Annotated in this window: 27 protein-coding genes; 16 read left to right on the top strand and 11 right to left on the bottom strand. The window is 58.6% G+C overall.

Translation table 11 applies throughout. The features are described from left to right. Nucleotides 1-139: 139 nt before the first annotated feature. The 5 genes from soxA to EI185_RS09430 form a co-directional block, all read right to left on the bottom strand. The gene (gene soxA, locus EI185_RS09450; RefSeq protein ID WP_124704887.1) at nt 140-1,021 is read right to left on the bottom strand and encodes a sulfur oxidation c-type cytochrome SoxA; all 882 of its coding nucleotides are present in this window, start codon (nt 1,019-1,021) and stop codon (nt 140-142) included. A 74-nt stretch (nt 1,022-1,095) separates the two neighbouring features. After that, a complete protein-coding gene (soxZ, locus tag EI185_RS09445; protein WP_124704886.1) occupies nt 1,096-1,410 on the bottom strand; it encodes a thiosulfate oxidation carrier complex protein SoxZ in 315 nt (104 codons plus the stop codon). Between the two features lie 58 nt (nt 1,411-1,468). Further along, nucleotides 1,469-1,936, bottom strand: coding sequence for a thiosulfate oxidation carrier protein SoxY (gene soxY, locus EI185_RS09440; protein ID WP_124704885.1), 468 nt, complete (start codon nt 1,934-1,936; stop codon nt 1,469-1,471). A gap of 30 nt (nt 1,937-1,966) precedes the next feature. Next, a complete protein-coding gene (soxX, locus tag EI185_RS09435; protein ID WP_223247767.1) occupies nt 1,967-2,290 on the bottom strand; it encodes a sulfur oxidation c-type cytochrome SoxX in 324 nt (107 codons plus the stop codon). A gap of 252 nt (nt 2,291-2,542) precedes the next feature. After that, nucleotides 2,543-3,964: a M48 family metalloprotease gene (locus tag EI185_RS09430; RefSeq protein ID WP_124704883.1), complete on the bottom strand. Its 1,422-nt coding sequence runs from the start codon at nt 3,962-3,964 to the stop codon at nt 2,543-2,545. A 40-nt stretch (nt 3,965-4,004) separates the two neighbouring features. Here EI185_RS09430 and moaC point away from each other — a divergent pair, with 40 nt between their 5' ends. After that, nucleotides 4,005-4,481: a cyclic pyranopterin monophosphate synthase MoaC gene (moaC, locus tag EI185_RS09425; RefSeq protein ID WP_124704902.1), complete on the top strand. Its 477-nt coding sequence runs from the start codon at nt 4,005-4,007 to the stop codon at nt 4,479-4,481. Here moaC and EI185_RS09420 read toward each other — a convergent pair. Next, nucleotides 4,478-6,733, bottom strand: a complete 2,256-nt coding sequence (locus EI185_RS09420; protein WP_124704882.1) for an EAL domain-containing protein — start codon at nt 6,731-6,733, stop codon at nt 4,478-4,480. The two genes, moaC and EI185_RS09420, sit on opposite strands and share 4 nt — an antisense overlap. Before the next feature lie 12 nt (nt 6,734-6,745). Next, the gene (locus EI185_RS09415) at nt 6,746-7,582 is read right to left on the bottom strand and encodes a substrate-binding domain-containing protein (RefSeq protein WP_124704881.1); all 837 of its coding nucleotides are present in this window, start codon (nt 7,580-7,582) and stop codon (nt 6,746-6,748) included. 252 nt (nt 7,583-7,834) lie between these two features. Here EI185_RS09415 and EI185_RS09410 point away from each other — a divergent pair, with 252 nt between their 5' ends. The 10 genes from EI185_RS09410 (at nt 7,835) to EI185_RS09365 (ending at nt 18,163) form a co-directional block, all read left to right on the top strand. Next, a complete protein-coding gene (locus EI185_RS09410) occupies nt 7,835-8,353 on the top strand; it encodes a class I SAM-dependent methyltransferase (RefSeq protein WP_223247763.1) in 519 nt (172 codons plus the stop codon). A gap of 53 nt (nt 8,354-8,406) precedes the next feature. Then, the gene (locus tag EI185_RS09405) at nt 8,407-9,072 is read left to right on the top strand and encodes an ArsR/SmtB family transcription factor (RefSeq protein WP_124704880.1); all 666 of its coding nucleotides are present in this window, start codon (nt 8,407-8,409) and stop codon (nt 9,070-9,072) included. A gap of 123 nt (nt 9,073-9,195) precedes the next feature. After that, a complete protein-coding gene (locus EI185_RS09400) occupies nt 9,196-9,930 on the top strand; it encodes an MBL fold metallo-hydrolase (protein ID WP_124704879.1) in 735 nt (244 codons plus the stop codon). Between the two features lie 18 nt (nt 9,931-9,948). After that, a complete protein-coding gene (locus EI185_RS09395; protein ID WP_124704878.1) occupies nt 9,949-11,271 on the top strand; it encodes an MFS transporter in 1,323 nt (440 codons plus the stop codon). A 16-nt stretch (nt 11,272-11,287) separates the two neighbouring features. Then, nucleotides 11,288-11,608, top strand: a complete 321-nt coding sequence (locus tag EI185_RS09390) for a DsrE family protein (protein ID WP_124704877.1) — start codon at nt 11,288-11,290, stop codon at nt 11,606-11,608. A 347-nt stretch (nt 11,609-11,955) separates the two neighbouring features. Further along, on the top strand, nt 11,956-12,702 hold the full coding sequence (dsrO, locus tag EI185_RS09385; protein WP_124704876.1) for a sulfate reduction electron transfer complex DsrMKJOP subunit DsrO: 747 nt from the start codon (nt 11,956-11,958) through the stop codon (nt 12,700-12,702). Between the two features lie 2 nt (nt 12,703-12,704). Next, nucleotides 12,705-13,793, top strand: a complete 1,089-nt coding sequence (gene nrfD, locus EI185_RS09380; protein WP_124704875.1) for an NrfD/PsrC family molybdoenzyme membrane anchor subunit — start codon at nt 12,705-12,707, stop codon at nt 13,791-13,793. Between the two features lie 279 nt (nt 13,794-14,072). Further along, nucleotides 14,073-17,162, top strand: a complete 3,090-nt coding sequence (locus EI185_RS09375; protein WP_124704874.1) for a tetrathionate reductase subunit A — start codon at nt 14,073-14,075, stop codon at nt 17,160-17,162. A gap of 44 nt (nt 17,163-17,206) precedes the next feature. Next, the gene (locus tag EI185_RS09370) at nt 17,207-17,638 is read left to right on the top strand and encodes a F0F1 ATP synthase subunit epsilon (protein WP_124704873.1); all 432 of its coding nucleotides are present in this window, start codon (nt 17,207-17,209) and stop codon (nt 17,636-17,638) included. Between the two features lie 42 nt (nt 17,639-17,680). Next, nucleotides 17,681-18,163, top strand: coding sequence for a C-GCAxxG-C-C family protein (locus tag EI185_RS09365; protein ID WP_124704872.1), 483 nt, complete (start codon nt 17,681-17,683; stop codon nt 18,161-18,163). A 10-nt stretch (nt 18,164-18,173) separates the two neighbouring features. Here EI185_RS09365 and EI185_RS09360 read toward each other — a convergent pair whose 3' ends face one another. Beyond that, on the bottom strand, nt 18,174-18,803 hold the full coding sequence (locus tag EI185_RS09360) for a response regulator transcription factor (RefSeq protein ID WP_124704871.1): 630 nt from the start codon (nt 18,801-18,803) through the stop codon (nt 18,174-18,176). Next, a complete protein-coding gene (locus EI185_RS09355; RefSeq protein ID WP_223247762.1) occupies nt 18,787-20,841 on the bottom strand; it encodes a sensor histidine kinase in 2,055 nt (684 codons plus the stop codon). Before EI185_RS09355 ends, EI185_RS09360 begins: the two co-directional genes overlap by 17 nt. A 301-nt stretch (nt 20,842-21,142) precedes the next feature. Between EI185_RS09355 and atpG the strand changes: the two genes are divergently transcribed. The 4 genes from atpG (at nt 21,143) to EI185_RS09345 (ending at nt 23,583) form a co-directional block, all read left to right on the top strand. Beyond that, nucleotides 21,143-22,006: a F0F1 ATP synthase subunit gamma gene (atpG, locus tag EI185_RS09350; protein ID WP_124704870.1), complete on the top strand. Its 864-nt coding sequence runs from the start codon at nt 21,143-21,145 to the stop codon at nt 22,004-22,006. A gap of 37 nt (nt 22,007-22,043) precedes the next feature. Beyond that, the gene (locus tag EI185_RS18350) at nt 22,044-22,178 is read left to right on the top strand and encodes a hypothetical protein (RefSeq protein WP_262982385.1); all 135 of its coding nucleotides are present in this window, start codon (nt 22,044-22,046) and stop codon (nt 22,176-22,178) included. 75 nt (nt 22,179-22,253) lie between these two features. Then, complete coding sequence (locus tag EI185_RS18020) at nt 22,254-23,108, top strand: hypothetical protein (RefSeq protein WP_189836353.1); 855 nt, start codon at nt 22,254-22,256, stop codon at nt 23,106-23,108. After that, nucleotides 23,080-23,583: a TlpA disulfide reductase family protein gene (locus tag EI185_RS09345; protein ID WP_189836352.1), complete on the top strand. Its 504-nt coding sequence runs from the start codon at nt 23,080-23,082 to the stop codon at nt 23,581-23,583. Before EI185_RS18020 ends, EI185_RS09345 begins: the two co-directional genes overlap by 29 nt. A 2-nt stretch (nt 23,584-23,585) precedes the next feature. Here the strand turns inward: EI185_RS09345 and EI185_RS09340 are convergent, their stop codons facing one another. After that, nucleotides 23,586-24,035 carry a chromate resistance protein ChrB domain-containing protein gene (locus tag EI185_RS09340; RefSeq protein ID WP_124704868.1) on the bottom strand — a complete coding sequence of 150 codons (450 nt, stop codon included), beginning with the start codon at nt 24,033-24,035 and terminating at the stop codon, nt 23,586-23,588. 35 nt (nt 24,036-24,070) lie between these two features. Then, nucleotides 24,071-25,423: a chromate efflux transporter gene (chrA, locus tag EI185_RS09335; RefSeq protein ID WP_223247761.1), complete on the bottom strand. Its 1,353-nt coding sequence runs from the start codon at nt 25,421-25,423 to the stop codon at nt 24,071-24,073. A 335-nt stretch (nt 25,424-25,758) separates the two neighbouring features. Here chrA and EI185_RS09330 point away from each other — a divergent pair, with 335 nt between their 5' ends. Continuing rightward, on the top strand, nt 25,759-26,718 hold the full coding sequence (locus EI185_RS09330) for an AAA family ATPase (protein ID WP_223247760.1): 960 nt from the start codon (nt 25,759-25,761) through the stop codon (nt 26,716-26,718). Nucleotides 26,719-26,731: the final 13 nt, after the last annotated feature.

Raw genomic sequence — 26,731 nt, 5'->3', positions numbered from 1 at the left:
CCTTGCCGTTCAGCTAACTCTTCCCCTTGCCGGGCGAGTAGAGGTCTTTCACCTCCAAGTAAGTGCGCCCTGCCGGGCGCACCAATAAAAAAAGCGAAGCTGGCTGACGCCAGGCTTCGCCTAGTGATGGAACGGTTGCTTACTTACGGAATACCGAGGCCTTCAGAGGTAAACCGTTGCTGATGTAGGAATGGAAGTATTCCAGGTCGTTGTACTCCACGCTACCAGGCGCAAAAGGCACGGCACGGACCTGCTTGTTGCAACCGACGTAACGTTCCTGCAAGGTCACCAGATTCTCGCCACCACGGAACACCGGCCAATGCGTAGACTGGCCCACGGCGGGAGAGAGTACTTCTGAGCGCAGGTGGTTGCCAGCGTTGGCGACGTGGCAAGAGGCGCAAGAGAAGTTGAGTTGGCCGCGGCGGCTGTAGAACTGGCTTTTGCCGGCTTCATAGGCAGCAGTGGCGGCAGGACCCTGCACCTTGATGTTCATCGGCATCCCGTCCGACAGCGTACGGGCGTACGATGTCAAAGTGCCCATGGTCTTCATGTCATTGTACTTGTAAGCGTCTTCGCCGTTGGCAGTACGACAGGCATTGATGGCCATCTCGAAGGTGACAACCTTGCCAGCCTTGTCATCGAAATAGGGATAGTTGCCTGCTACGTTTTTGCCGCCATTGGGGAAGCAGCTTGCATACGTTTTGCCATTCTTGAATGGTGTTTCCCACATCTTCTTGCCCTGCTCAACTACCGAGCTGAAGGGTGGAAAATCCATGATGCTGTTGTATTGTGCCATCGCATCGGGATCGAATGCCAGCGCGCCATAAACATAGTTTCCGGCTTTGATGTCCGGATATTTGCTGCTAAAAAAATCAAGCAGGTTTTGGCGGTCTTGTTCTGGTGAGGCACTTACATTCAGTGCGCCGAACAGTAGCCCCACCCCAACCAGTGCCAACAGAATTTTTTTGCCGTGCGCCTTTGGCGACTTCGCCTGTGGCCCGCGAAACGTTGTCGTTTTCATGCCGTCCTCCGTTTGATATTTGTCGGGTGACGCCAGGGTGTCGGCCCTGGCACCTGGTTTAGCCTGGTTGAAACTCAGGAAACCACACCATCAACTTTATTGGATTCACCCTTGTTATCTTTCCAGCTGATTTCCACTTTGTCGCCGGCTTTGGCGCCTTTGACCTTGAATCCCAGATATGGATTCTTCGACACGCCGCCGCCCCACTGGGCGTCGAGCACGGGCTTGCCGTTAAGCGTGGCATGCACTTCATCAATGAAGTGAGCCGGGATGATTTGGCCGGTCTTGGCATCTTTGCGCTGCCCGGATTCCATCGGGTGATTCATCAATACTTTAATATCGGCCACATCGCCACTAATGGATGCGCGCATTTTCATTGGTTCTGCCATTTTGAATTCCTCTAAGCTAAGTTATTAAGACACAGATGCTGGGCAAGATATGCGTCAGTTAACCGCCACAACCACCGATGGTTACTTTCACTTCTTTGGCAGCGGTGTACGTCTTGCCACCTGCGGCCACTACGGCGCGTATCATGGATGTTTGTGCCATCTTGATACGGGTAGAGACAAAACCCTCAGCACCGTTGGAGAGTTTGAAATCAGCAATCAGAACGGTGGGATTTTTCTCGGATATGATGACAATGTTGGTTGTGCCGGGAAGGGTGCTGAGTACTTCCACGGGAACCACAGCGCCGTTTTCAGCAATATCCGGAGCCTTGATGGTGATGGCCTTGCTGTCTGCAGGTGTGGGCAAACCCAGATCCTTGATTGCTTCAGCAGAGGACTTCGCAGCAAACGCGTTGCTGTTCCAGGCGGCCAGCGCATTGCCGGACTTAAGCAGTCCTGCGGTAGCTGCCATGGCAACCACACCAGCGGCGCCGGCGCTTTTCAGGATATTTCTACGCAATTCATTCATTCATTTCTCCTAGGTGATTTTGAGCCTGGATTACAGGCCGTATACGAAATCGGTGACTTTATCGATTTCCTGTTCAGTCAACACCTTGTGTTTACCGAACGGAATCATGACAGATTGAGGGTTGGCAACCGTGGCATCCCATATCTGGGCGCGCAATTTGGCTTTATCCGGGTAGCGCGCGCTCATGGCGATCAGCGGTGGTCCGATGGTGCCAGCGGATTCCGCGTCCGGTACGGTAGGCATGGCGTGACACGCCAGGCAATTGCCTTTGCCTTTGTCAAAGGCAATGGACTTGCCGGTTTCTTCTTTTTTGGGTGCGTCTGCTGCCACCGCGTAGTTGGCCATAACGAACATGCCGACTATGCTTGCGGTCAAGATTAGTGATGCTCCTGCACGCATGTCATCCTCCTAGTCTAATTGTGGGTGCAACTGAATGTTTTTCCGGTTTGCCGCGAAGGCATCCCAGTCTGCCTATCCAAACTAAGGATGCGGCAAGCATAGTGCAAAATTTTTGCTTGTCCAAGCCCTTGACCGCGTTTTTTTTGCAAAAACATGACATTCGGTATGTTTATACCAAATCAGCGCACGATGAATGTTTCAGAAGATTTATGGTTTGCTTGATTTATTAAGCGCCATGAGTTCTTTTAGGCGCGCCTCAGCAATGGACATCTGATAAAAATCGCCATCGCGGCTCTTCAGTCCCAACTTCAACTGCTCAATGGCGGCATCAAGATTGCCTTGCCTCACATAGGCTTCAGCCTGGGCGTGATGGCGCAAAAAATCTTTGCCCAGCATGGCGTAGGCACGTGACTGTAACTCGTACAGGCGGTAATCGTCCGGATACAGGGTAAGGTGATCGGTGACAAGCGCCAGCGCTGCTTTGGCTTTGCCCGCCTGCAGCAAGGCATTGGCATCGGCATATAGCAATGGCCGATAACCTGGAAAACGCTCGCGTCCAGCCTGATAGCGGATTAGTGCAGCATCGATGTCGCCTGCTTCCTGCTTGATCCGGGCACCCAGCATGGCAATGATCGGACTGCTGGCACCCGACTGGTTGAGCTGGTTCAGTTCCTGATCCGCGCGCTCGAACTGGCGTGCGCGCAGCAGCGCCACTACCAGCCCGTAACGTTCAGCCGCTAGATTGTTATAGCGAGTAGCGCGGATGGCTTCAGAGAAACGCTTGACGGCTGCTTCGGGGCTGCCTTCGCCGGCCAGCAGTTTGGCACGTATCAATTGAAACTCCAGGCTGTCTGCCACCTGTTTGACGGGCAGGCTGGCCAAGCGATTTTGCATATCGGCAATCCGTTCCGAGGTCAGCGGATGGGTCTGCAGATAAGCCGGAGCGTTATTTTCATACAGACGGCTGTTTTTTTGCAGGCGTTCGAAAAAAGTTGCCATGGCGCGCGGGTCAAAACCCGCTTTGCTCATGATTTGTATGCCGATACGGTCGGCCTCGCGTTCATTGTCTCGAGAAAAATTGAGCAGTTTCTGTATGGAAGTAGCTTGAACCGTGGCAATGGCGGCAGTAGCCACTTGCGGGTTGGAACGCGCAGCAAGTAGCGCCACTGCCAATGCGGCTAGTGACGGGATGATGCCCTGATTCTGATTTTCGATCATGCGCGCCAGGTGGTGCTGGGTGACGTGGGCGATTTCATGGCCCAGCACGCCTGCCAGTTCGGATTCGTTCTGGGTGGCTTCAATCAGGCCGGTATGGACGCCGATAAACCCGCCCGGCAAGGCAAATGCATTCAGCGTGCGGTCGCGCAGCACAAAGAACTGGAACGAGAGGCGATTTTCCGGGCTGGCGGCTACCAGGCGGTAGCCGAGATTGTTGAGGTAATCAGTGAGTTCCGGATCGTCGTAATAGGCCGGTTCAGCGTAAATTTCGCGCATGATTTTATTGCCCACCCGAGCTTCGTCATGCGGTGAAAACGCGCCTTGCGAGACATCACCAAGGTCCGGTAGTTCGCTCGCCAACAACGGCTGGCTAGCCAGGCACAAAGCCAGGAATAAGGATGCTGATTTCATGAATGCTATGATAACGACTTCTGTTTTCCAGTTCCTGACTATGAACCAATTCACTCATTTCGATGACCGTGGCCATGCCCGGATGGTGGATGTGGCCGATAAATCCGACACCCGGCGCATTGCGGTGGCGACCGGGCGCATCGTGATGCAGCCCGCCACGCTGAAAATGATCCTCGACGGTAATGCCAAGAAGGGCGATGTACTGGGCGTCGCGCGCATCGCCGCGATCATGGCATCCAAACGTACCGCTGAGCTGATTCCATTGTGTCATCCGCTTGCACTTACCCACGTATCAGTGGAGTTTCTGGTGCAGGAGGCGGATTCCGCGATTGAATGCCGGGTGACTGCCGAAACGGTGGGCAAAACCGGCGTGGAGATGGAAGCGCTTACTGCGCTCAGCGTTGGGCTGCTTACTATTTATGATATGTGCAAGGCAGTGGATCGGGGAATGCGGATGGAGGCGATCCATCTGCAGGAAAAACAGGGCGGGAAATCAGGTCATTGGCGCTCGAGTTAATTTGCCACCATAAGAGATGCAGATAATTCCTGCGGCGGCGTTACGGCAGGTGTTCTAATAATCATATCATCCAGTGGCAATGGCTTGGCAATGGCGTAGCCTTGGGCGTTATCCACACCCATATGGGTGAGTTTTTCCAGTATGGCTTCGTTTTCCACAAACTCCGCAATGGTTTTAATGCCCATGATGTGGCCGATGTTATTGATCGTCTCTACCATGGCAAGATCGATTTTGTCGTCGACCATGTTTCTGACAAAGCCGCCGTCAATTTTCAGATAATCCACGGGAAGTTGTTTGAGATAGCCAAACGAACTGACGCCGCTGCCGAAATCATCCAGCGAAAATCGGAAGCCTACGCTTTTGAGTTCACGGATGAATGCAATGGCTTTGCTGAGATGGGTGATGGCAGCTGTTTCGGTGAGCTCAAAACAGATCACGCGCGCAGGAACCCTGTATTGGGCAGCCATCTCGCAGATGAAACCCACCAGATCTTCATTTGCCCAGGAAGTGCCGGAGAGATTGATGGAACAGGTATGAAGCAACTGTTTCGTATCCCCGCGGTACAGTGCCCCGAGTTTGGCGAATGTATTTTGAATGACCCAGCGGTCTATGGCCGGCATCAGACCGTAGCGTTCGGCGGCCGGGATAAAGGAAGCCGGTGATATGATTTTTCCGTCTTCATCCAGCATGCGCAGCAGGATTTCATAATGAGCGCCCTGTGCGTCGGGAATGATCGGCTGGATAGTCTGGTAATAAAGGCGAAATCTATCCTCATCAATGGCTTTGGTAATGCGCGATACCCATTGCATTTCGCCACGCCGCAGTGCCACCTCGTGGTCATCGGGCTGGTATACATAAATGCGATTGCGGCCCCGGTCTTTTGCGGTATAGCACGCTGAATCCGCAGCGCGCATGATTTCCATCAGGCCCCCGCACTCGGCATGTACGCTGACTACGCCGATGCTGACGCCTACCGAGAAAGTTTGCTCCTGCCAACTGAAGCGAAAGTCTCTGACTGCCTGCAGCAATTTTCCCACGATGATGTCGGACATGTTCATGCTGCATCCTTCCAGCAGCAGCCCGAATTCATCCCCGCCCAGGCGCGCAAGGATATCCGAGCCACGCACCTGGGCGCGCAGTTCGGCAGACAGCTGTCGCAACAACTCATCGCCTGCCGTGTGGCCGCAAGTGTCATTGACGATCTTGAACTGGTCCAGATCCATATAGCACAAGGTGTGATAGCTGTTTTCCCGCGTTGCATTTTCAAGCACCTGCTGTAGGCGGGTCTCGAATGCGTGCCGATTCAGGAGACCGGTCAGGGCATCGTGGCTGGCCTGGTGGCTGAGCTTGATAGCCATGGCACGAGCGTGGCTGACATCGTGAAACACCAGCACGGCGCCTATGATCTGGCCATGGCTGTTGCAGATGGGGGCGGCACTGTCTTCTATCGGGATGATTTTTCCATTGCGCTTGATCAGGCCGGCATGATTGGTGGCGGAGACAATGCGATTTTCCCTGACCGCCTTTTCCGCCGGGTTGTCCAGCAGTTCACCGGTGTTTTCATTGATGATGTTGAATACTTGAGAAGATGGCTGCCCGTATGCAGCGGCGCTGCTCCAGCCAGTTAGCTGCTCGGCGACAGGGTTTAGGTATTCGATACAGCCGTCGGCATTGGTGGTGATGACTGCATCGCCGATACTGTGCAGCGTGACTTCGGCACGCTCTTTTTCATTTGCCAGTGTGCTGAGCGCGCGTTTCAGTGCGCGCAAGGGATAGGTGCGGAAAACCATGAAAGTCACCCCGCCCAGCAGCAGGCCGATCAGTGCTGCCATTGCAGTATCAAGCAGTAGTGGAGACAAGGACCGGTTGACTTCAACGCGTCCGACTATGCTGCCTGAATCCCGCAGATCGGCAGAGCGTGATAGATACGGGGGGGTGAGTTTTTCCTGACTTTGCGCGATGAGCTTGCCCTTGGTGTCGACAATACGGCGCGACTCGGGAAGGGTAGTCGAAGCTTGATCGGTGAGCAGGCTGACGAGACGGTGCTCTTCAAATTGCCACAATTCAGGATTGGCGTTAATAACTTGTGAAATGTTGGCTGCGTTGAATTCCACTTCCGTTTGTATTGACGCAACCTGATATTGGTAGCTCAGGCCAAAATACAATAGCGGAAAAGCAAGTGCGATCAAGCCGGCAAAGATGCCCGCCAACCAGGTTGCATTGGGTACCAGTCTTGAGTCAGGCAGCGTCATGGCATTCGAGGCTTATTTGGCGGACGCTGCCAATTGGCCATTTTTTGCCAGTATTTGGCGGGCTGCGGCGGAACGCACGAAGGCAATAAACGCCTGGGTCAACGGCTTGGGCTTCGGGCTGCTTACCATAAACAAGGTTTTAAAATAAGGGTATTTCCCTTCCGTCAGCGTATCAAGGCTTGGGGTGACGCCATTCAAAGTCAGCGGTTTGAGCGCTCGCTGTTCGGAAATGATTTGTGCCAGCGTCGTAGTGCCGATGGCGCCAGAGATCTTTTCCATGTTGTCTGCGCTGTCCTGGTCGGTGGTTGCCATGATCATGCCTTCCCGCGCCAATGCGATTTTCACCGCCTGGTTCATTTCCGGGGACATGCTTTTGACAATGTCCGTATCGGACTCTTCCGCCGGCCGTAATATCAGCCGTAGTTTTTTCCCGTCAGGCCAGATCGTGCTATTGCCACTGTATATCTTGACCAGTTGGCTTGTGGTAATGGCCGAAACGCTATTGTGCGAGGAGACGGCGAATACGAATGGCGTGCGTGCATACTCGCTTGCCAGCACTCCCTGGGCGCGTTCAGCCGGTTTCAGGTCGCGGCCGCTGATTGCCAGATCAATGGCGCCGGCAAGCATGGCTTTGATTCCGCCGCCGCTACCCAGGCTGGGCATGATGACAACCGTGACATCAGGATGGATTTTGGTGAACGCCTTGCCGAGGATATGCATCGTGGCGATGGCGCAACCGGTTCCACCTATCCTGAGTTTGTTGTCAGCAGGTTCGGTCAGGCCAGCGCTGGCCGCGCTAGCGAAAATTAACCCAGCCAGGAATAATGCGATGGCTCTAAAATGCAGCATGTGGGTGGTTCCTTGGTTGGGCAGGTCGTATCGTTGGTTATTTAAACCGTGTGGCCATATACAAACGATGGGTTTACATACTTATCGGTATATCCACAAAAATCTTAAATGGCTTCAGGGAGGCGCGATGCAGGCGGCTGAGTATGACGCGTGGTACCAGACGCCTCGTGGGCGCTGGGTCGGGGAAACTGAATCCGATCTGTTACGACGCATGCTCGGGCCACAATCCGCAGAGAGCCTGCTGGATGTCGGTTGCGGTACCGGTTTTTCACCCGTCGGTTTGCGCGAGGGAGCCAGTCTGCCGTTACCGGACTGGATCCGAACCGGGACTGGCTGGCGTTTGCCGAACGCCATGCTGTAGGTACGGAAAATTATGTAAACGGCAGTGCGCTTGCACTGCCTTTCGCTGCTGGCGGCTTTGACCTGGTGATGGCGGTCACTGCGTTGTGTTTTATCCCCGACCAGCGCCTTGCACTCGCGGAGATGCTGCGGGTGGCCCGGCGCCGGATTGCGCTGGGCTTGTTGAACCGGCATAGTCTGCTTTATTGGCAAAAGGGTCGCGGCGGCGGACAGGGCGCTTATCGCGGCGCACATTGGCATACCGCGGCACAGGTACGCGAACTGTTCGCCGGCCAGCCGGTGCGGAATCTGCGTATGGCGTTTTCGATTTTTGTACCGGGAGGCGGCTGGATTGCACAGCAACTGGAAAGTGTATTGCCTGCCAGTCTGCCGCTGGGTTCGTTTTTTGTAGTGACAGCGGATGTAGTCTGAGTGTTGCCAGTAAATTATCAATCACTGTTCGTTTTTGAGCGCCTAATTTTTATATGTCTGTGCCTATTTCTCCTAAAAAGAAGCTTTATGAGCATTTTGCCAAGGTGGCCAAATCCATGGCCAGTCCCAGTCGCCTTGAGTTGCTTGAGGCGCTGGCGCAGGGTGAGCGCAGTGTAGAAGGGCTGGCGAATGCCACCGGGATACCGGTGGCAAATACCTCCCATCACTTGCAAATACTGCGTGACAGCGGCGTGGTGCAATCTCGCAAGGAGGGGTTGCAGGTTATCTATAGCCTCAATGATTCCGAGATTCCCAACATCTTGAGCGGATTGCGCCGTTTAGCTGAACGCCATCTTGCCGAAGTCGAGCGCATAGTCCGGGAGAATTTTGACCGTCTGGATGATCTGAAACCCGTCAAACGTGAAGAATTGTTGCAACTGGTCAGCAGTGGCGAAGCGGTGGTGGTGGATGTCAGGCCGGCAGGAGAATACCAGGCAGGCCATATTGCAGGTGCAATCAGTATCCCTCTGGACAGCCTGTCCAAGCATCTGGCCAAGTTGCCGACGAACCAGGAGGTGGTTGCCTATTGTCGAGGGCCTTATTGCATGTTCGCGTATGAGGCGGTCTCCCAGCTGCGCAGCCAGGGATATAAGGCACGCCGCCTGGAAGATGGATACCCGGAGTGGAAAGCAGACCTGTTGCCGGTGGAAAAAAACTAAATACTTTTTGATCTCTTCCGGTTTACCTTCTTTTTTTGGTTGACTTGGGTATATTTTTTGTCCATTATTCAAATATTCGTTTGAATACTAATTTTTGATCAGAAATATTTCACGGAGGAACCCATGTTTTTCAAACAGCTAGCTACTAAAGAGTCTTCACTTTCCTATTTCTTCGGCTGCGGCACCCTTGGCAAGGCCATTGCCGTGGACGTGGTCGCGGGCGACGAGGCATGGTTCATCGAAGAGGCTAAAAAGGCCAATGTCACGATCAGCCACGTGATCGACTCCCATGTTCACGCCGACCATTATTCCGGCGGCAGAAAGCTGGCCGAAATGGTGGGCGCGCATTATTGCCTGCACGAAAGCGATGCTTCGGTGGTGCAATTTCCGTTTCATCCCCTCCATGACGGTGACGTCATCGAGGCCGGGAATGTGGTGGCCAAGGTGCTGCATACCCCCGGCCATACCATGGACAGCATCTGCCTTGCAGTGACCGACAAGCGCCGCGGTGAACAACCCTGGTTCGTGATTACCGGCGATACCCTGTTCGTGGGCAGCGTCGGCCGCCCTGATCTTGCCGGGCGCGAAAAGGCGATGGCCGCCATGCTGTTCGACAGCATTCACGCCAAGCTGCTGACTCTGCCGGACGAGACCGAAATCTTCCCCGGCCACCAGGCAGGTAGCGCATGCGGCGCGGGCATTTCCGGCAAGCCGTCTTCCACCATCGGTTTCGAAAAACGCTTCAATCCTGGGCTGCATATCACCGCCATGGATGAGTTCGTGAGCTATCTCACCAGCGAAATTCCGCCGCGGCCAGCAGAGATGGACAAAATGGTGGCGGCGAATATCGCGGCCTGATGAGACAGGGATGATTTGATGAGCGCTTCGACTTCGCACCAGGCAAGCTATCAGGATTATCGTCACGGCATCGGCCACAATCGGGTGCAATTTTTACACCAGTTGTTCCAGGTACTGCTGGTTGGGCTGACGCTGGGCATGATGCGCACCGTAGTACCGGCCCTGGCGGAGTCCGAATTCGGCGTGCCGAAGGGTTCGTTCCTGCTGCTCATGGCGTTTGTGGTGGCGTTCGGTTTCGTCAAGGGTCCGCTTAACTTCGTGGCGGGACGTTTGTCTGAACGCATCGGCCGCAAGCAGGTATTGTTGTTGGGCTGGCTGTCGGCGTTGCCTATCCCGTTCATGATCCTGTATGCCCCGAGCTGGGGCTGGATTGTTGCGGCGACGGTATTGCTGGGCGTCAACCAGGGACTCACCTGGTCCATGACCCAAACCTCCAAGCTGGATATCACCCGTGCCGACCAGCGCGGCCTCACCATCGGCTTGAATGAATTTTCCGGCTACGTGGGGGTGGCCATCGCCGGCATCATCACCGGTTATATGGCGACTGCGTTTGGAGCGCGCCAGGGACTGCTCATCTTTGGCCTGGTGGTGATCGTGCTGGCAATCGCGCTGACCTTGTTCTGGGTCAAAGATACGCTGCCCTGGGCCAAGGCAGAAGGCGCACGCTATGCTGCGGGTCAATCAAAAGGGCCGAAACCGCGCTTTCCCCATAACATTTCCGACAATCCCACCACCTGGGAGGTATTCACCCTGATGTCCTGGCGCGACAGGCGCATGGCCGTCATCAGCCAGGCCGGACTGGTGGAAAAATTCGTGGATGCGCTGGTCTGGGTGTTCTACCCGCTTTATCTCTATCAGCATGGTTTGAGCCTTCCCAACATTGGCTGGGTGGTGGGCGTGTATGGGTTCGTCTGGGGTGGCTCGCAGCTGGTCACCGGCAAACTGTCCGACCACATCGGCCGGCAGAAGCCCATCGTGTGGGGGATGTGGATTTGCGGCGCGGGCGTGGGCATGATGCTCATGGGTGAAAGTATTTTATGGTGGTCGTTCTCGGCAGCCGTGACGGGTTTCGGTATGGCATTGCTCTACCCAAACTTGAGTGCCGCAGTGGCAGATATTGCGCATCCCAACTGGCGCGGTTCAGCCATCGGCATTTACCGCTTCTGGCGCGACCTCGGCTACGGCATCGGCGCGCTGGCGCTGGGACTGGTGGCGAACCTGAGCGGTGCCATCAACTCCGGATTCTGGTTTGTGACCATCGCCATGCTGGTTTCGGGTTTGATCGTATGGATATGGGGCGAGGAAACGCATCCGCGGTTGAATCCGGCGGACAAGCTCTAAACGAAAGGGGAATGTCATGAAGCTCGGTCTGGTGATTTATTCCACCGATAGTGAAACGGTGTGGAATGCCTTCCGTTTGGGTGTGTTTGCCTTGAAGGAGGGGGATGTAGTTGCGGCTTTTTTGTTGGCCAAGGGCGTGGAATGCAGCAGCCTGGACAACGAAAAATTCAAGGTAACGGAAGCCATGGATCAGTTCATTGCGGCGGGTGGCAGGATACAGGCATGTGGCACCTGTCTGAAGCTGCGGGATAGCACGGATACCGGCGTTTGCGAGATTTCCACCATGCAGGATCTGTATCGGATTGCACGCGACAGTGACAAGGTGCTGACTTTTTAGCACGACGGGTCGAAGAGAAATGAATGCCCTTTCGCAAGCAGCCTGGAATTGCAGCTTGTGTCGTGCGGTAGGCAAAATCCTTCCCAGCCCCTGATCCCTCGCGACTGCGGGTACTCCAGCTTCGCAGTGAAATTCAGGAACACCGCCCGGCTCCCAGCGGGCCGGTTTTCTCTCATAGACATCCGCCTCTCAAGTAAAACCGTCTCATCAGGTTTCAGACGGCCCGAAAATCTCCAACCACATCACTCTCTAAGGAAAAGTACCTAGCCGGGTACACGATCCCTCCACTAGCGGCATGGTCTTGGCGCGCTTACTCTACAAGTGCATTCTCGAAGAGGAGTCCGAACATGTCCGACGATACGCTTTTCCAATCCCGCCGCGCCTTTCTGCGGGCGCTACCGGCGATTACTGCCGGCGCGGCGCTGCCCTTGAATAGCGCCAGCGCTGCCGAAGGTAAACACCATTGGGCGATGCTGGTGGATGTGCGCAAGTGCATCGGCTGCCAGGCCTGCACCGTCAGTTGCATCATGGAAAATGCGGTGCCGGTGAACAGCTTCCGCACCATCGTCTCCACTTATGCCGTAACGCAGGAGGTGGACGGCCATACCCAGGTCGGCACCTACGTGCTGCCGCGCCTGTGTAACCATTGCGACAATCCCCCCTGCGTGCCGGTCTGCCCGGTGGGTGCCACCTTCAAGCGCGACGACGGTATCGTAGTGGTGGACGGCGACCGCTGCGTGGGCTGCGCTTACTGCGTTCAGGCCTGCCCCTACGACGCGCGCTTCATCAACCACGATACGAACAAGGCCGACAAGTGCACCTTCTGTGCGCACCGGGTCGACGCTGGTCTGCTGCCCGCCTGCGTCGAAACCTGTGTCGGCGGCGCGCGCATCTTCGGCGACCTGAACGATCCCAAAGGTGAGCTGCGACGCAGGCTGGACGCCGCCAAACGCACGGAACCCAACGCGGTCAAGGTGCTCAAGCCCGAATCCGGCACCCACCCCAACGTTTTTTACATCGGCCTCGATCCCCGTTTCCAGGGGCGTGTCGAGGGCCAGGCCGCCCTGTGGCGGCCGAGTGAGCACGGAGGTTGATCATGAGCACATCCATTGTCGAAGTCGTCAACGTGGCCCGCGAAGTGTCGTGGCTGCCTTGGGCGGTCCAGTATTTTTTCCTGATCGGCCTGTCCGTGGGCTGTTTTCTGCTGACTATGCCCTGGTTCGCGCTGCGCCGGCCCGCCTGGGAGCGGGCGAGCCGTCTGGCCTTGCTGGGCGCGCTGGCCTGCGGCTTGACCGCACCCGTGGCCCTGCTCGCGGACCTGCACCAGCCCGGCCGCTTTCTCAATTTCTACCTGCACCCCAATTTCGGCTCCTGGATGGCCTGGGGCGCCTTCTTCATCCCACTCTACCTGGGCGGGCTGGCGCTCTATACCTGGCTGATACTGCGCCCGGATTTGAAGCGTCTGGCCGATGCCGGCGGACGCTGGGCGGGCGTTTACCGGGCGTTTGCCTACGGCGGCCATGACAGCCTGGGGGCGATCCGCATCGCCGCCGTGCTTGCCTTGACCGGCGCCGCGCTGGTGGCGCTCTACACCGGCATGGAAGTGATGGTGGTGCACGCCCGGCCCCTCTGGGATACGCCGCTTCTGCCGGTGCAGTTCTTCATCACCGCCGTGGCTGGAGCCATCGGCCTGGTGCTGGTGCTGGACCGCGCCATCGGCGACGGCCACGCAGCGCAGGGAGCCCACCTGTTGCGCCTGCTGGCGGCGACCCAGATACTGGTATTGGCTGTTGGCGCTGCATGGCTGCTGCTGGGCGTAACCGGCCTGTCTCCGACTCACGCCAACGCGCTGGCGCAAGTGGCGCCCTCGAGCGCATGGCAGATCACCGCCGTGTGGGCCGCCGGTAGCGCCATGGTCACGCTCTGGCTTGCCGTCCGGCATCCCGCCTGGCGCCTGGCGGCTGGTCTGATCGCCCTGCACAGTGCCTGGATGATGCGCTGGACGGTGTTCATCGGCGGCCAGGAAATCCCCAAAACCGGCGCCGGTTATTACCACGATTACCATCTTCCCCTCGGCCAGGACGGCATGCTCGGCATCCTCGGCACCGCCGGGTTGTGGATCGCTGTTCTGATCATCCTTATCTCAGTTCTGCCCTGGGCCGGCCAACGCCGCGTCCAAGCTTAAGGACTCGTTAATGAATAACTTGAACATACGTTGCTGCGTATTCGTGATGGATGCAAGGCGCGAAACGCAGCGAATGGTCATTCCATTCGCAAGTTTCGCAACGCCGCAGACACACGAATATGCAGCAACCCTCCGGGCTGGGGTCGCTTTGAGCGCATCCCGGCGTTGCAAGCCGCTTGTTGTGAATGACACAACCGCACGTCTTGCGCCTTGGTCTGCGCTCAAAGTGACCCCAGCGCATGTCCAAGTTATTCATTAACGAGTCCTAAGGAGAATGTCATGACTACCAACAATCGTCGCAAGGTTCTCATCGCCGGTGGCTTGGTCGCGTTCGGCGCCGGCTTCAGCGCCACCGCCAAGCGCATGCTCAGCCCCTTGCTTGACCACAATCAGCCGAAGAGCCAATTCTACGGCGCCTCCCTCGAACCGGAGTTCAAAATCGATCCGGAAACCGGGACACTGAAGCTGAACCTGGCGCAGCAGGTGAGCTATACCGCTTGTCTCGGCTGCACCACCATGTGTGGCGTACGGGTACGCATCGACCGCGCCAGCGGCAAGGTGCTGCGCGTCGCCGGCAACCCTTACAGCCCGCTGTCCACCGTGCCGCACCTGCCAATGAAGGCGTCGATCCGGGACAGCTTCGTCGCCCTTTCCCGTTTCCAGGACAAAGGTCTGGCGGGACGCTCAACAGCATGTGGCCGCGGCAATGCGGTACTGGAGCAGATGGACTCGCCGTTCCGGGTGTTGCGCCCGATGAAGCGGGTCGGCCCGCGCAATTCGGGACAGTGGAAACCGATTCCATTCGAACAGCTGGTGCGGGAATTGACCGAAGGCGGCAACCTGTTCGGAGAAGGGCAGGTCGCAGGTCTGAAAACCCTGCGCGACCTGACCACCCCGATCGACCCGCAGCGTCCTGAGCTGGGGCCGAAAGTCAACCAGGTGGCCCTCTTCACTAACTTCAACGACGGTCGACTGGCCTTCGGCAAGCGTTTCATGCAGCAGGCCTACGGCACGCTGAATGTTGTCGGTCACGGCTCCTATTGCGGCGGCGCCTACCGCTCCGGCTCCGGCGCGCTGTTTGGCGACATGAAGAAAATGCCCCACGGCAAGCCGGATTTCGCCAATACGGAATTCGCTCTTTTCATCGGTACCGCCCCCGGCCAGGCGGGTAATCCTTTCAAACTGCAGGGGGCAATGGTGGCCAAGGGCCGCACCGAGGGCAAGCTGAACTACGTGGTGGTGGATCCGGTGTTGACCAACGCCAGCAACCTTGCCGCCGGCGAGCGCGCGCGCTGGATTCCGATCAAACCCGGTACCGACGGCGCATTGGTAATGGGTATGATGCGCTGGCTGTTCGAGAACCAGCGCTACGACGCGAAACACCTTTCCCACCCCAACCCTGTGGTGGCGCAGGCGGCCGGCGAGCCATCCTGGAGCAATGCCACCCATCTGGTCATCGCCGAACCTGGCCATCCGCGCCAGGGGCGATTCCTGCGTGGTTCCGATCTGGGGCTGGCGCTGACCGAAGAGACACGCTACAAGGAAGGTGACCCATTCGTAGTGCTCGACGCCGATGGACATCCCGTGTTTCACGACAAGGCCGCCGGGCCGGCACAACTGTTGGTGGACAGCACGGTCGAGGCCGGCGGCCAGCCGCTCAAGGTCAAATCCTCGTTGCAATTACTGCGCGAGCAGGTTTTCGCCCGCAGCCTTGACGAATACGCCGTCGCCTGCGGCGTCCCGGCACCCACCATCACCGGTCTGGCCAGGGAATTCTCCAGCCACGGCAAGCGCGCGGCGGCGATCGCCCACGGCGGCATGATGGCCGGCAACGGTTTCTACAACGCCTACGGCGTGGTGACCCTGAACGCCCTGATCGGCAACCTGAACTGGAAGGGAGGACTGGCGATGAACGGCGGCGGCTTCAAGGATGATGGTGCCGGCCCGCGCTACAACCTGGCAGCTTTCCCCGGCATGATCAAGCCCTCCGGTGTCCCTTTGGGGCGCAACGTGCCGTACGAGAAAACCGCCGAGTTCGCCGCGAAAAAGGCGGCAGGCAAGGCCTATCCGGCCCAGGCACCGTGGTTTCCGAATGCGCCGGCCCTGGCCACCGAGTGGCTGACTGGTGCCGCCAACGGATACCCGTATGGCATCAAGGCGCTGTTCCTGTGGAGTGCCAACCCGGTCTACGGAATCCCCGGCCTGCGCGCGCAGGTGGAAAAGGACTTGGCGGATCCGAAAAAAATCCCCCTGATTGTTTCCATCGATCCGCTGATCAACGAGAGCAACGCCTTCGCCGATTACATCGTGCCCGACGCGCTGCTGTACGAGAGCTGGGGCTGGGGCTCGGCCTGGGGCGCGGTGCCGACCAAGGCCAGCACCGCGCGCTGGCCGGTGGTGGAGCCGAAGGCGGACAAGCTGGCGGACGGCCAGGCAATCGGCGTGGAAACCTTTTTCATCGCCCTGGCCAAGGCCATGGCGCTGCCCGGTTTCGGGCCCGGCGCGATCGCCGACATGGAGGGCAACACTTATCCGCTGGAGCGGCCGGAAGACTGGTATCTGCGGGGCGGCGCGAACATCGCCTGGCTCGGCAAGGAACCGGTGGCGGACGCCAGCGACGAGGATATCCTGCTGTCCGGCGTCGAGCGTCTGCGGCCGCTGCTGGAACGCACCCTGAAGCCGGAGGAAGTGCGCAAGGTGGCCTTCATCCTGGCCCGCGGCGGGCGCTATCAGCCTGCCAAGGAAACCTATGATGAGGACAATCCGGAATGGATGACCCACCGCTACGACAAGGGCTTGCAGATCTACAACGAAAACCTGGGTGCGACAAAAAACAGCATCACCGGCAAACGCTTCACCGGCTGCGCTACCTGGACCGAACCGGTGTTCGCCGACGGCACGCCGATGCGCAAGCTTTATCCGGAAGCCGAGTGGCCGCTGCAACTGGTCAGCTTCAAGTCGGCGCTGCAGAATTCCTATTCCATCGCCGCCTCGCGGCTGCGCGGCATCCACCCGGAAAACCCGGTACTGATGCACCCGGCGGACGCGGCCCGCTTCGGGCTGGAAAGCGGCGACGCCGCGGTGATCCGCACCCCCGGCGGCAGCGTGCGCGGCCGGGTGATCGTGCATGCTGGCGTAATGCCCGGCGTACTGGCGATCGAGCACGGCTTCGGCCACAAGGAACTGGGCGCCCGCGCGCACCGCATCGGTGGTGCGCGCCAGCCGGACGAGCCGGCTATCGGTGCCGGCGTCAACCTCAACGACCTGGGGCTGGCGGACCCTACGCGTCAGGGCAAGTCGGTGTGGGTGGACGCGGTGTCGGGGACCTCGGTGCGCAACGGCCTGCCGGCCAGCGTCGCGCGCGCTTAGGAGGCCGCCGTGGGGCTTATAGCAGGCAATAGAGGAAAAACACCATGGCAATGACTATCCATGTGGATGTGGTGAGCATCGAGGAATTGATCTTTTCCGGCCTGGCGGAGTTCGTCGTCGCGCCGGCGGAAATGGGAGAGGTCGGCATTTACCCCAGGCATGCGCCAATGATCGCCCGCCTCAAACCCGGCGTCGTGCGACTGAAAATTCCGCACCAGGCGCAGGAGGAGGTGGTTTACGTTTCCGGCGGCATGCTGGAGGTACAGCCCCAGGGAGTGACGATTCTTTCCGACATGGCTATCCGTGAGAAGACCATGGAAGAAGGCAAGCTATGGGATGAAAAGCGCAAGGTCGAAGAAACCATGAAAAACCGCGTCACGGCGATGGAGTATGCAAAGCTGGAAGTGGAGTTGGCAAAAGCGCTTGCGCATCTGCAGGGCGTTCAGAAATTGCGCCACAGCAAGAAGGGGCTTTAAGGTCAAATCGCCAGGTTGGCGCATGGGATTCAGGAGGCCGGCATGAATACGGAAGAAAAACGGGAGCTTGCGCAGAATGCCTACCACAAGGCCCTGCAGTACGAGTTGGCTTATGGCTGTTGTCCGCAATGTGTTCTGGCCGCCGTTCAGGAAAGCGTTGGCATTATTGATGACAGCACGATCAAAGCCAGTCATGGACTTTCCGGCGGTGGCGGGTTGATGGCGCAAGGTGCTTGCGGTGCATTGACAGGCGGGCTGCTGGCGCTGAGTGCGAAATTCGGCCGTGACCGCGACAAGCTCGATAAAGGCCGTTGTATCAATAATTTCAAAAAAAACAAAGAACTTGTGGAGCGGTTCCGGGCAGAGTTTGGCGGCATCACCTGCGAGGAACTGCAGAGACAGTTTACCGGCCGAACCTATGACATGTGGAATGCCGAAGCATATAAGGCATTTGACGAGGCACGCGGGAATCAATGCGCTCACGCAACCGGCACGGTTACCAAGTGGGTAATAGAAATGCTCTAAGCGCGCTCCCTCAATCCGGGTCGGCCGGGTCGGCGCGCAGCATCAGGCGCGCCAGTTCGGCGGCGGAACCGGTGTGCGTTTTCTCCATCACGTGCTGGCGATGCACATGCACGGTCTTTTCGCTGATGTCCAGCTCCCGCGCGATCAGCTTGTTGGGCAGGCCGTGCGCCACCCGCAGCGCCACCTCCCGCTCGCGCGGCGACAGCCGTTCCAGCAGTGCATGGGCCTGGTCGTGGCGCCGCTCCGCCGCCAGTTGCCGGGAGCTGCGGCGCACCGCCTGGGTCACCGCATCGAGCAGCACCTGGTCCTTGAATGGCTTTTCCAGAAAATCGCAGGCCTCCTGCTTCATGGCCTGCACCGCCAGCGAGATATCCCCGTGGCCGGTGATAAAAATGATCGGCAAGGTGCGGCCCTGGGCGCGCAGCACCTGCTGCAGCTCCAGCCCGCTCATGCCGGGCATGCGGATGTCCAGCACCAGGCAGCCGGGCGCACCCGGCTGGTAGGTGGCCAGGAATTCCTCGGCGCTGGCGTGGGCCTGGGTGCGCCAGCCGACCGAGTCGAGCAGGAACACCAGGGAGCGGCGCAGCGCCGCGTCGTCGTCGACGATATGGATCAGAACTTGGTCAAGTGATGAGGTCATCGGCGGGCAGGGTAAAAATAAACGTCATGCCGGGCGCGCCGGCGTTGGCCTCGGCCCACAGCCGTCCGCCGTGGGCCTCGATTATGGTTTTGCAGATCGACAGGCCAAGCCCCATACCGTCGGGCTTGGTGGTGAAGAAAGGTTCGAACAGGTGCTGGGCGGACGCCGGCGCCAGGCCGGCGCCATGGTCACGGATGGAAATCCGGTAGTTGCGCCCCTCGCGCTCCAGCGTAACCTCGATGGCGCGCTCGTCGGGCGGCAGGCCCTGCATGGCGTCGGCGGCGTTTTTCAGCAGATTGAGGAGAACCTGCTCCACTTGCACGGTATCCGCCTCAACCTGCGTGCCAGCCGGCAGGCGGTCGGCGATGTCGATGTGCGGTGCGCCCGGCAGCATGCCGCCGAACAGAGCGGCGGCCCCCCGCACCAGCTCGGCCAGCGGGCGCCGCTCGCGCACTGCGGCGCGCTTGCGGGCGAAGGCGCGGATGCGGTGCACGATGCCGCCGGCGCGCTCTGCCTGGGTGGCGATTTCCTGACTCGCCTCGGCCAGCACAGCGGGCGTGTAGCGGCCGCTGTCGAGCCGGCGTACCAGGCTTTGGGCGTAGTTGGCGATGACGGTCAGCGGCTGGTTCAATTCATGTGCCAGGGTGCCGGACAGCTCGCCCAGGATCGACAGGCGGGACAAATGGTCGAATTGCTCCTGATGCGCACGCATCCCCGCCTCGGCCGCATCCCGTTGCGCCAGCGCCTGACGCAACGCCGTCGTGCGGGCGTGGACCTGTTGCTCGACGCGAACGGTGTGCACGACCCAGCCGGCAAGCGCCGCGAAAAAAAGCAACATGAATGGCCAATAGCGGCGTGCCAGTGCTTGCAGAGTGGTCTCGCGCAGGTAGGCATAGGGGCCGATTTGCAAATCCCGGTACAGTTCGTGCACCTCCCGGTAATCCGCCGGCACCGTCCAGGCGTAGCCTTTGGGAGATGCCGGCATCGACAGGAGTGCCGTCGCCACTGCCTTGGCCAGGTGCAGATCGGTATGGCGCAGGGTGGCGATGGGCCAATCCGGGTAAAGATCGGACGACAGGCCGCAGGCGAAGCCTGTCACCCGGCGCGGCGAGAGCACCTTGAAGTCGGCGAGCCGGATGGTTCCGGCTCGCGCCAGTTCTTCCAGCAGGCAGGCGCGCACGATCCCTGCGTCAGCCTGGCCGCGGGCCACGGCCGTGACGATGCGCGGCATGGGAAAGCCGAGGAAGTCGAGGCGCGCGAAATCCTCCGGCTCGACGCCCTGGCGCCGGAACTCGCGCCAGGCCACCTGGAAACCGCCGAACGCATCCTCGCCGACGGCGGCCACACGCTTGCCCTTGAGATCAGACAGCACGTTCAGGTCGCGCCGGTCGGCGCGGGCGATCACCGCCGAACCGATGGCCTGCGAGGGGGAGGGCACGCCAGGCGACTCCAGGGTGGCGATGCGGCTGACACCGAATTCCGATTCCAGGGCCACATACTGGCCGCTGTTGGTAATCACGAAGTCCACCTCCTGCCGGCGCACGGCTTCTCGCAGGCCGGGGACGTCGTAATAAGCAAGAACGAAACGCCGCTTCGGTAGGGCCGTTTCGAGGTGCGCCACCATCGGGGACCAGTCGGAAAAAGCGGCATCGGAGCCGAGGAAGTCGAGGACGCCGATCCGCACTGGCGGGCTGGCCTGCGCAGGCGCAGCGAGCAACAGTGTCAGCACGGCCGCCACAATGCTTAGAAACAGGACTACCCGCCCATGGGTCTGCCGGTACTGTTCGAGCACCAATGCAGCGCTCGAGCCGTTTATCGCCACTTCCCTCTGTCCCATCCATGCCATCAATTCATGTTCCCGAAATCCGTCTGCAGCGCGCAAACCTTCACAATTGTAGAGAAGTTCTTTCAGCAACGCCGAGTAATCCGACGGGCATACCGGGTTGCCCCGACCCGAATGCAGCATCCTGGTGACGTAATGGCCATCTGCAATGAGCCGCCGGTATTCTCTAAACGGCCCGAAAACTTCCAGCCACATTCATTCCTAAGGAAAAGTACCTAGCCGGGTACATGATCTGTCCACTGGCGGCATGGTCCTGGTGCGCTTACTCTACAAGTGCATTCTCGAGGAGGAGTCCGAACATGTCCGACGATACACTTTTGCAATGCCGGTCGACAGAATGATCGAGCAGACACCGGGTGACATTGCCCAGTTCGCAGCAGATGGCGCTTATGAAGGGAATCGTCTTGTCAGACGGTTGAGCACCCGCCTCGATCTTCTCAATACGGTGGCATTGTTCGCATCCGCGAGCAGACTTTTTGTTTGGAGATAACGACGAATGGCTGGCCTCAAGGAAATCCGGACCAAGATCAAAACTGTGCAGAACATGCAAAAGATCACCTACGCCATGGAAATGGTGGCGCAATCCAAAATGCGCAAGGTGCGCGATCGCATGTGCGCTGCGCGTCCCTACGGTGAAAAGATCCGCAATGTGGCTGCGCATATGAGCCACGCACATCCGGAATACAAATCCCCATTCCTGGTCGCACGTGGAAAGGCAAACCACGCCGGGTTGATACTGATCACCGCCGACAAGGGAATGTGCGGTGGCCTGAACACCAATGCGCTGCGCCTGGCGCTTAACCACATGAAGGAACGGGAGGAGCAGAAGATGGCGCTGGAGGTTTGCGCCATCGGTGGCAAAGGCTTCGGTTTCCTGCGGCGGATGGGAGCCAACGTCGTGTCGTACGCTGTTGCACTGGGCGACACGCCGCACATGGAAAGGCTGGCTGGGCCGGTGAAAACCATGCTGGACGCCTATAGCGAAGGTCGGATAGACACGCTTTACATCTGCTATACGCGCTTCATCAACACCATGAAACAGGAACCGGTGCTGGAGCAACTGCTGCCGCTCAGCGGTGAGCAGCTCGCCAGTCCCTATGGGCACTGGGATTACATTTATGAACCGGACGCCAAAACCATTGTGGATGAATTGCTCAGGCGTTATGTGGAGGCATTGATCTACCAGGCGGTGGCGGAAAACATGGCTTCCGAACAGGGTGCACGCATGGTGGCGATGAAAGCGGCGACAGAGAATGCGGGCCACGTACTCGACGAGTTGCGGCTGATTTACAATAAAACCCGGCAGGCGGCGATTACCAAGGAGATTTCCGAGATTGTCGGCGGCGCCGCCGCGGTTTAATTGATCCAGCCATAACGGACCAATGGGGAAAACCACCATGGCAATGACTATCCATGTGGACGTGGTGAGCATCGAGGAATTGATCTTTTCCGGCCTGGCTATCCGCGAGCAGGATATGGAAGAAGGCAAGCTCCTGGATGTAAAGCGCAGGGCCGGAGAAACCGTGCCCTGAGCAGTGTGTACCATTGCGACTAAACATCAGAGCAGTTACTTTGCCTATAACGTCGCTATGCTCTGCAGATCTCTTATGAAGTTTCCGGTTTTTAATGAATTAAATCGCGTCTTGTATGGCATGCTGGTCAGTCTGTTGCTACTGACTGCATTGGGCAGCAGCCAGGTACAGGCAGCTGCGCATGCGCAAAATAAGCGTTGGGAATCGCCATCCGGTGCGGTGTTGAGTTACAGCGTTTATCCGGCACAAGGCCGGAACCGGGTGTTATGGATGGGGGCCGAGTATGGCGAACAACGCTATGAGCAAGCCGCAGCCAGATATTTCGCCGCGCATGGAGTGGAGGTATGGTTGGTAGACAGTTTGTCTGCATATGATCTGCCCGATCTGCGTAGCAGTCGCGACAAGGTGCCCGCTTCCGACATGAAAGCCCTGCTGCAATTTGCGCTGCACGATGGCAAAAAGCTCTACCTTGCCGGGGCAGGTACGAACGTGATTCCCTTGCTCAATGGCGTACAGCTGTTACAGCAGGAGCCGCATGTAAGAAAAGGTAAATCGCCCCCCAAGATATCTGGCGCCGTGCTGATCTACCCGGATCTGGTCGAAGAGGTGGACACCGGCAAAGCGCTGCACTTTCTGCCTGCGACGAGCCATGTCCGGCTCAGTGTCGCGCTGTTGCAACCGCAGCAATCCCCGCGTTTCTGGTGGCTGGACAAACTGAAAGACGCGCTGCAAAGCGGAGGCAGCAAAGTCCACGTAACGATCTTGCCGGGGGTACGGGATGCTTTTTATGAGCGCCCGAATCAAAGCCAGCACGAACTCCAGGAATCCCGGCGACTCGGCGCCACCATGTTTAATGCCTGGCGCAAGCTTGCGTCAGATTCACCCGCTCACGGAATCCCTCATGCGCCCGCTGCTCGCCCTCATCCTTAGTCTGTTTTTTATTACTGCACACGCGGCCGATGCCGACTTGCATGCTGTTGCGCCTTATCCGGCCAAAGCGCTCGCGCTGTCCGATATGAGCGGCAAAAAATTTGACCTTGCAAGTTATCGCGGACGAGTTGTCCTGGTGAATTTCTGGGCGACGTATTGCCCGCCGTGTCTCAAGGAAATGCCCTCGATGGAGCGCTTGCAAAAACGCATGGCCGGTAAGCCTTTCGCGATTTTGTCGGTAAATGTGGGTGAACAAAACAGCGACGTGCAGGCTTTTCTCAAGCAGGTGCCGGTTACTTTTCCCATCTTGATGGATCGCGAAGCCAGCCGATTGAAAGCGTGGAAAGCCTTTGCTCTGCCCTCCAGCTTTGTGGTGGATGCACAGGGTCGCGTGCGTTACGTCATGTTCGGTGGTACGGAATGGGATGAGCCCGATGCCCTGGGAAAACTCATGGCGCTGCTGCCCGCGCACTAGTTTCAAGCTGGCGGCCGGTTGCGGGCTTCCGCCCGTCCTTCACGACACCAGGCATAGAGCGCATCGCAGATCACCATGCCGTGCCTGAGCATTTCATGGTCGTCCGAAAAGCAGCGTGACAAGCCCAGTGAAATCGCCAGCAAACCCGCTGCTTCGGGGGCGAGATCCGGACGCGCGGTGTCCGCGCCGCGCACGATCAGCGCGAGTTGTTGTAATCCTGGCTCGTCGAGATGGTGTTTTTTCACGAAGGCATCGAAGCTGCATAGTTCGCCGTCATGACCATACTCCACGCCGGGAATATCATAGGGAACCGCCCCGGTTTGTGCGGCCACCTCCAGTACTTCGCTTGCCGGCACGTACAGAAATTGCGGCGCTGCATCGATAAAGCGTGCAATAAGCCACGGGCAGGCGATGCGATCGATTTTTGGATGCTCTCTGGTGATCCATTTCATGGTTCCCCTCCAGTCCCGGTGAGTGTTGAACAGGTTCAAGCGAGCATTGAGTAACCCAGCCCGAGCAGGGCACAGGCGCCGATAACTTTCACCACACCGGCCTGGTAGCGCCATAGGACGATGAAAGCGGCGACACCCAGCAACGCTGAAAACCACTCGAACTGGCCTGAGAATGGCGCGGTCTTGATCGCCGCAGGCCACAGTGTATGCCAGGCAAAGAACACGGCGAGATTCAGGATCACCCCCACGACAGCAGCGGTGATGGCGGTAAGCGGTGCGGTGAACTTGAGGTCGCCGTGGGTGCGTTCCACCAGCGGCCCGCCGGCCAGGATGAACAGAAAGCTGGGCAGGAAGGTGAAGAAAGTCGCCACGCCGGCACCGGCGGCCCCGGCCCAGAACAGCGTATCGGGACCGAACAGCGCCTTGCTCCAGCCGCCGATGAAGCCGACGAAAGCCACCACCATGATGAGCGGTCCGGGCGTGGTTTCGCCCAGCGCCAGCCCGTCTATCATCTGATGGGCGGTGAGCCACTGGTAATGTTCGACACCGCCCTGATAGACATAGGGCAGCACCGCATAGGCACCGCCGAAAGTCACCAGCGCAGCCTTGGTGAAGAACCCGCCCATGGTGAACAGGGTTGACTGGCCGGACAGCAGCGCCATCACGCTGCCCCACAGCACCAACCCAATGATCACCAATCCTGACAGCCGTGCCCAGGAAAAGCATGCATGGCCGGGGGTGGGCGTGTCGTCATCGATCAACGCCGCGCCGTAGTCCCTGCCGGACGTGCCATGGCCACCCGCAGCCTTGAATTTGTCCGGCATGAATTTGCCGCCAGCCATGCCGAGGCTCGCTGCGCCCAGCACGATGTAGGGGAAGGGGATATCGAGCGCAAAAATGGCGACAAAAGCGGCCGCCGCAATCGCCCACAGTACGCCATGCCTGAGTGCGCGCGTGCCGATGCGGTAAGCCGCGAACACAACTATGGCGGTGACTGCGGGTTTGATGCCATACAGAATCCCTGCCACAACGGGCAGGCTGCCGAAAGATACATAGACCCAGGTGAGCGCAATCAGGAGGAGCAGCGACGGCAGCACGAACAGCACGCCCGCCGCGACCCCGCCTTTCACCCCGTGCATCAGCCAGCCGATGTAAGTGGCGAGTTGCTGCGCTTCCGGTCCGGGCAGCAGCATGCAGTAATTCAGCGCATGCAGAAAGCGCCGCTCGGAAATCCAGCGGCGCCGTTCCACCAGTTCCAAGTGCATCATGGCAATCTGCCCGGCCGGGCCGCCGAAGCTGATGAAACCGAGCTTGAGCCAGTATTTGAGCGATTCGCCAAAGCCGACTGGCGCGGGTGGGTAGGAGGTGGGAATAATTTTCGTGGTCACTTTGTCATTTTATGGCGGTGTAAATGCCGCAATTATCCTAAAAACCGCGATTCAAGCCACAGAGAACACAGAGATGAAGCGGTTTCCACCTATTTTTCCGCTTCACCTGATGGGTGAAGCCAATATTTACGGCAACCAATTGTTTTTGCGAGTTGGGCGACAAGCCGCCCATCCCTGCGAACCCCGTTGCCTCTGTGAACTCTGTGTTCTCAGTGGCTAACTGATTTTTTCAGGATTATTGTGGTTCGCATTAACCATGTTACGTTTCTGGGAATGTAAATACACTACACCCTGGTTTCGTCGTGTGGCGGCATGCTGTCCAATGTTAGGAACGAATGATGCTGAATCAGCCCAAAATCATCGCGCTACGCCAGTCTCTGGAAAATACCATTGTCGGTCAGTCGGCCTTGCTCGACCGGCTGGTCATCGGACTGCTGACCGGCGGGCATCTGCTGCTGGAAGGTTTGCCAGGTCTGGCCAAAACCACGGCGGTGAAAGCGTTGGCGGGAGCAGTTCACGCCCGTTTCCAGCGCATCCAGTTCACCCCCGATCTGCTTCCGGGCGATCTGACCGGCACCGATATCTACAATCCGCAGGAAGTCAGCTTCTGCTTTGTCGAGGGGCCCCTGTTCCATGAAATCATTCTGGCGGACGAAATCAACCGGGCGCCGGCCAAAGTGCAGTCCGCCTTGCTCGAAGCCATGCAAGAACACCAGATCACGGTGGGGGGCGTAACCCGGCCATTGCCGCCCCTGTTCATGGTCCTGGCCACGCAAAATCCGCTGGAGCAGGCGGGCACCTACCCACTGCCGGAGGCGCAGCTCGACCGCTTTCTGTTGCATGTCGAGCTGACCTATCCCAGTGCGGAGGATGAGTTGCGCATACTGCAACGCGACCGTATGGGCAATGCTGCCGACACGGAATCCCTGCCTAAAGTGGATGTGCAGACCGTGCTGGCGGCGCGCGAGGAAGTGAGAAAGATTCATCTGGACGCTGCGCTGGAACGCTATATCGTGACCCTGGTCGGCGCGACGCGCGATATTGCGCACTGGCTGCCGGATCAGGCCGGCATGATCGAGGTCGGCGCCAGCCCGCGCGCTTCCCTTGCCATTGCCCACGCAGCCTGCGGCCATGCGTATTTGCAGGGCAGGGAATATGTCATCCCGGACGATATTCATGCGGTCGCCGCGGATTGCCTGCGCCATCGCATCATCCCGAGCTTTAACGCACGCATGGAAAAAGTGTCGCGAAATAGCCTGCTCCAGGCTTTGCTGGATGCGGTGCCGGTCCCTTAACCCGCTGTGAAAG

The organism is Sulfuriferula multivorans, assembly GCF_003851125.1.
In the GTDB taxonomy this organism is placed as follows: domain Bacteria; phylum Pseudomonadota; class Gammaproteobacteria; order Burkholderiales; family Sulfuriferulaceae; genus Sulfuriferula; species Sulfuriferula multivorans.
Note: the sequence above shows the minus strand (reverse complement) of the source record. Positions and strands in the feature narration are given on the sequence as shown.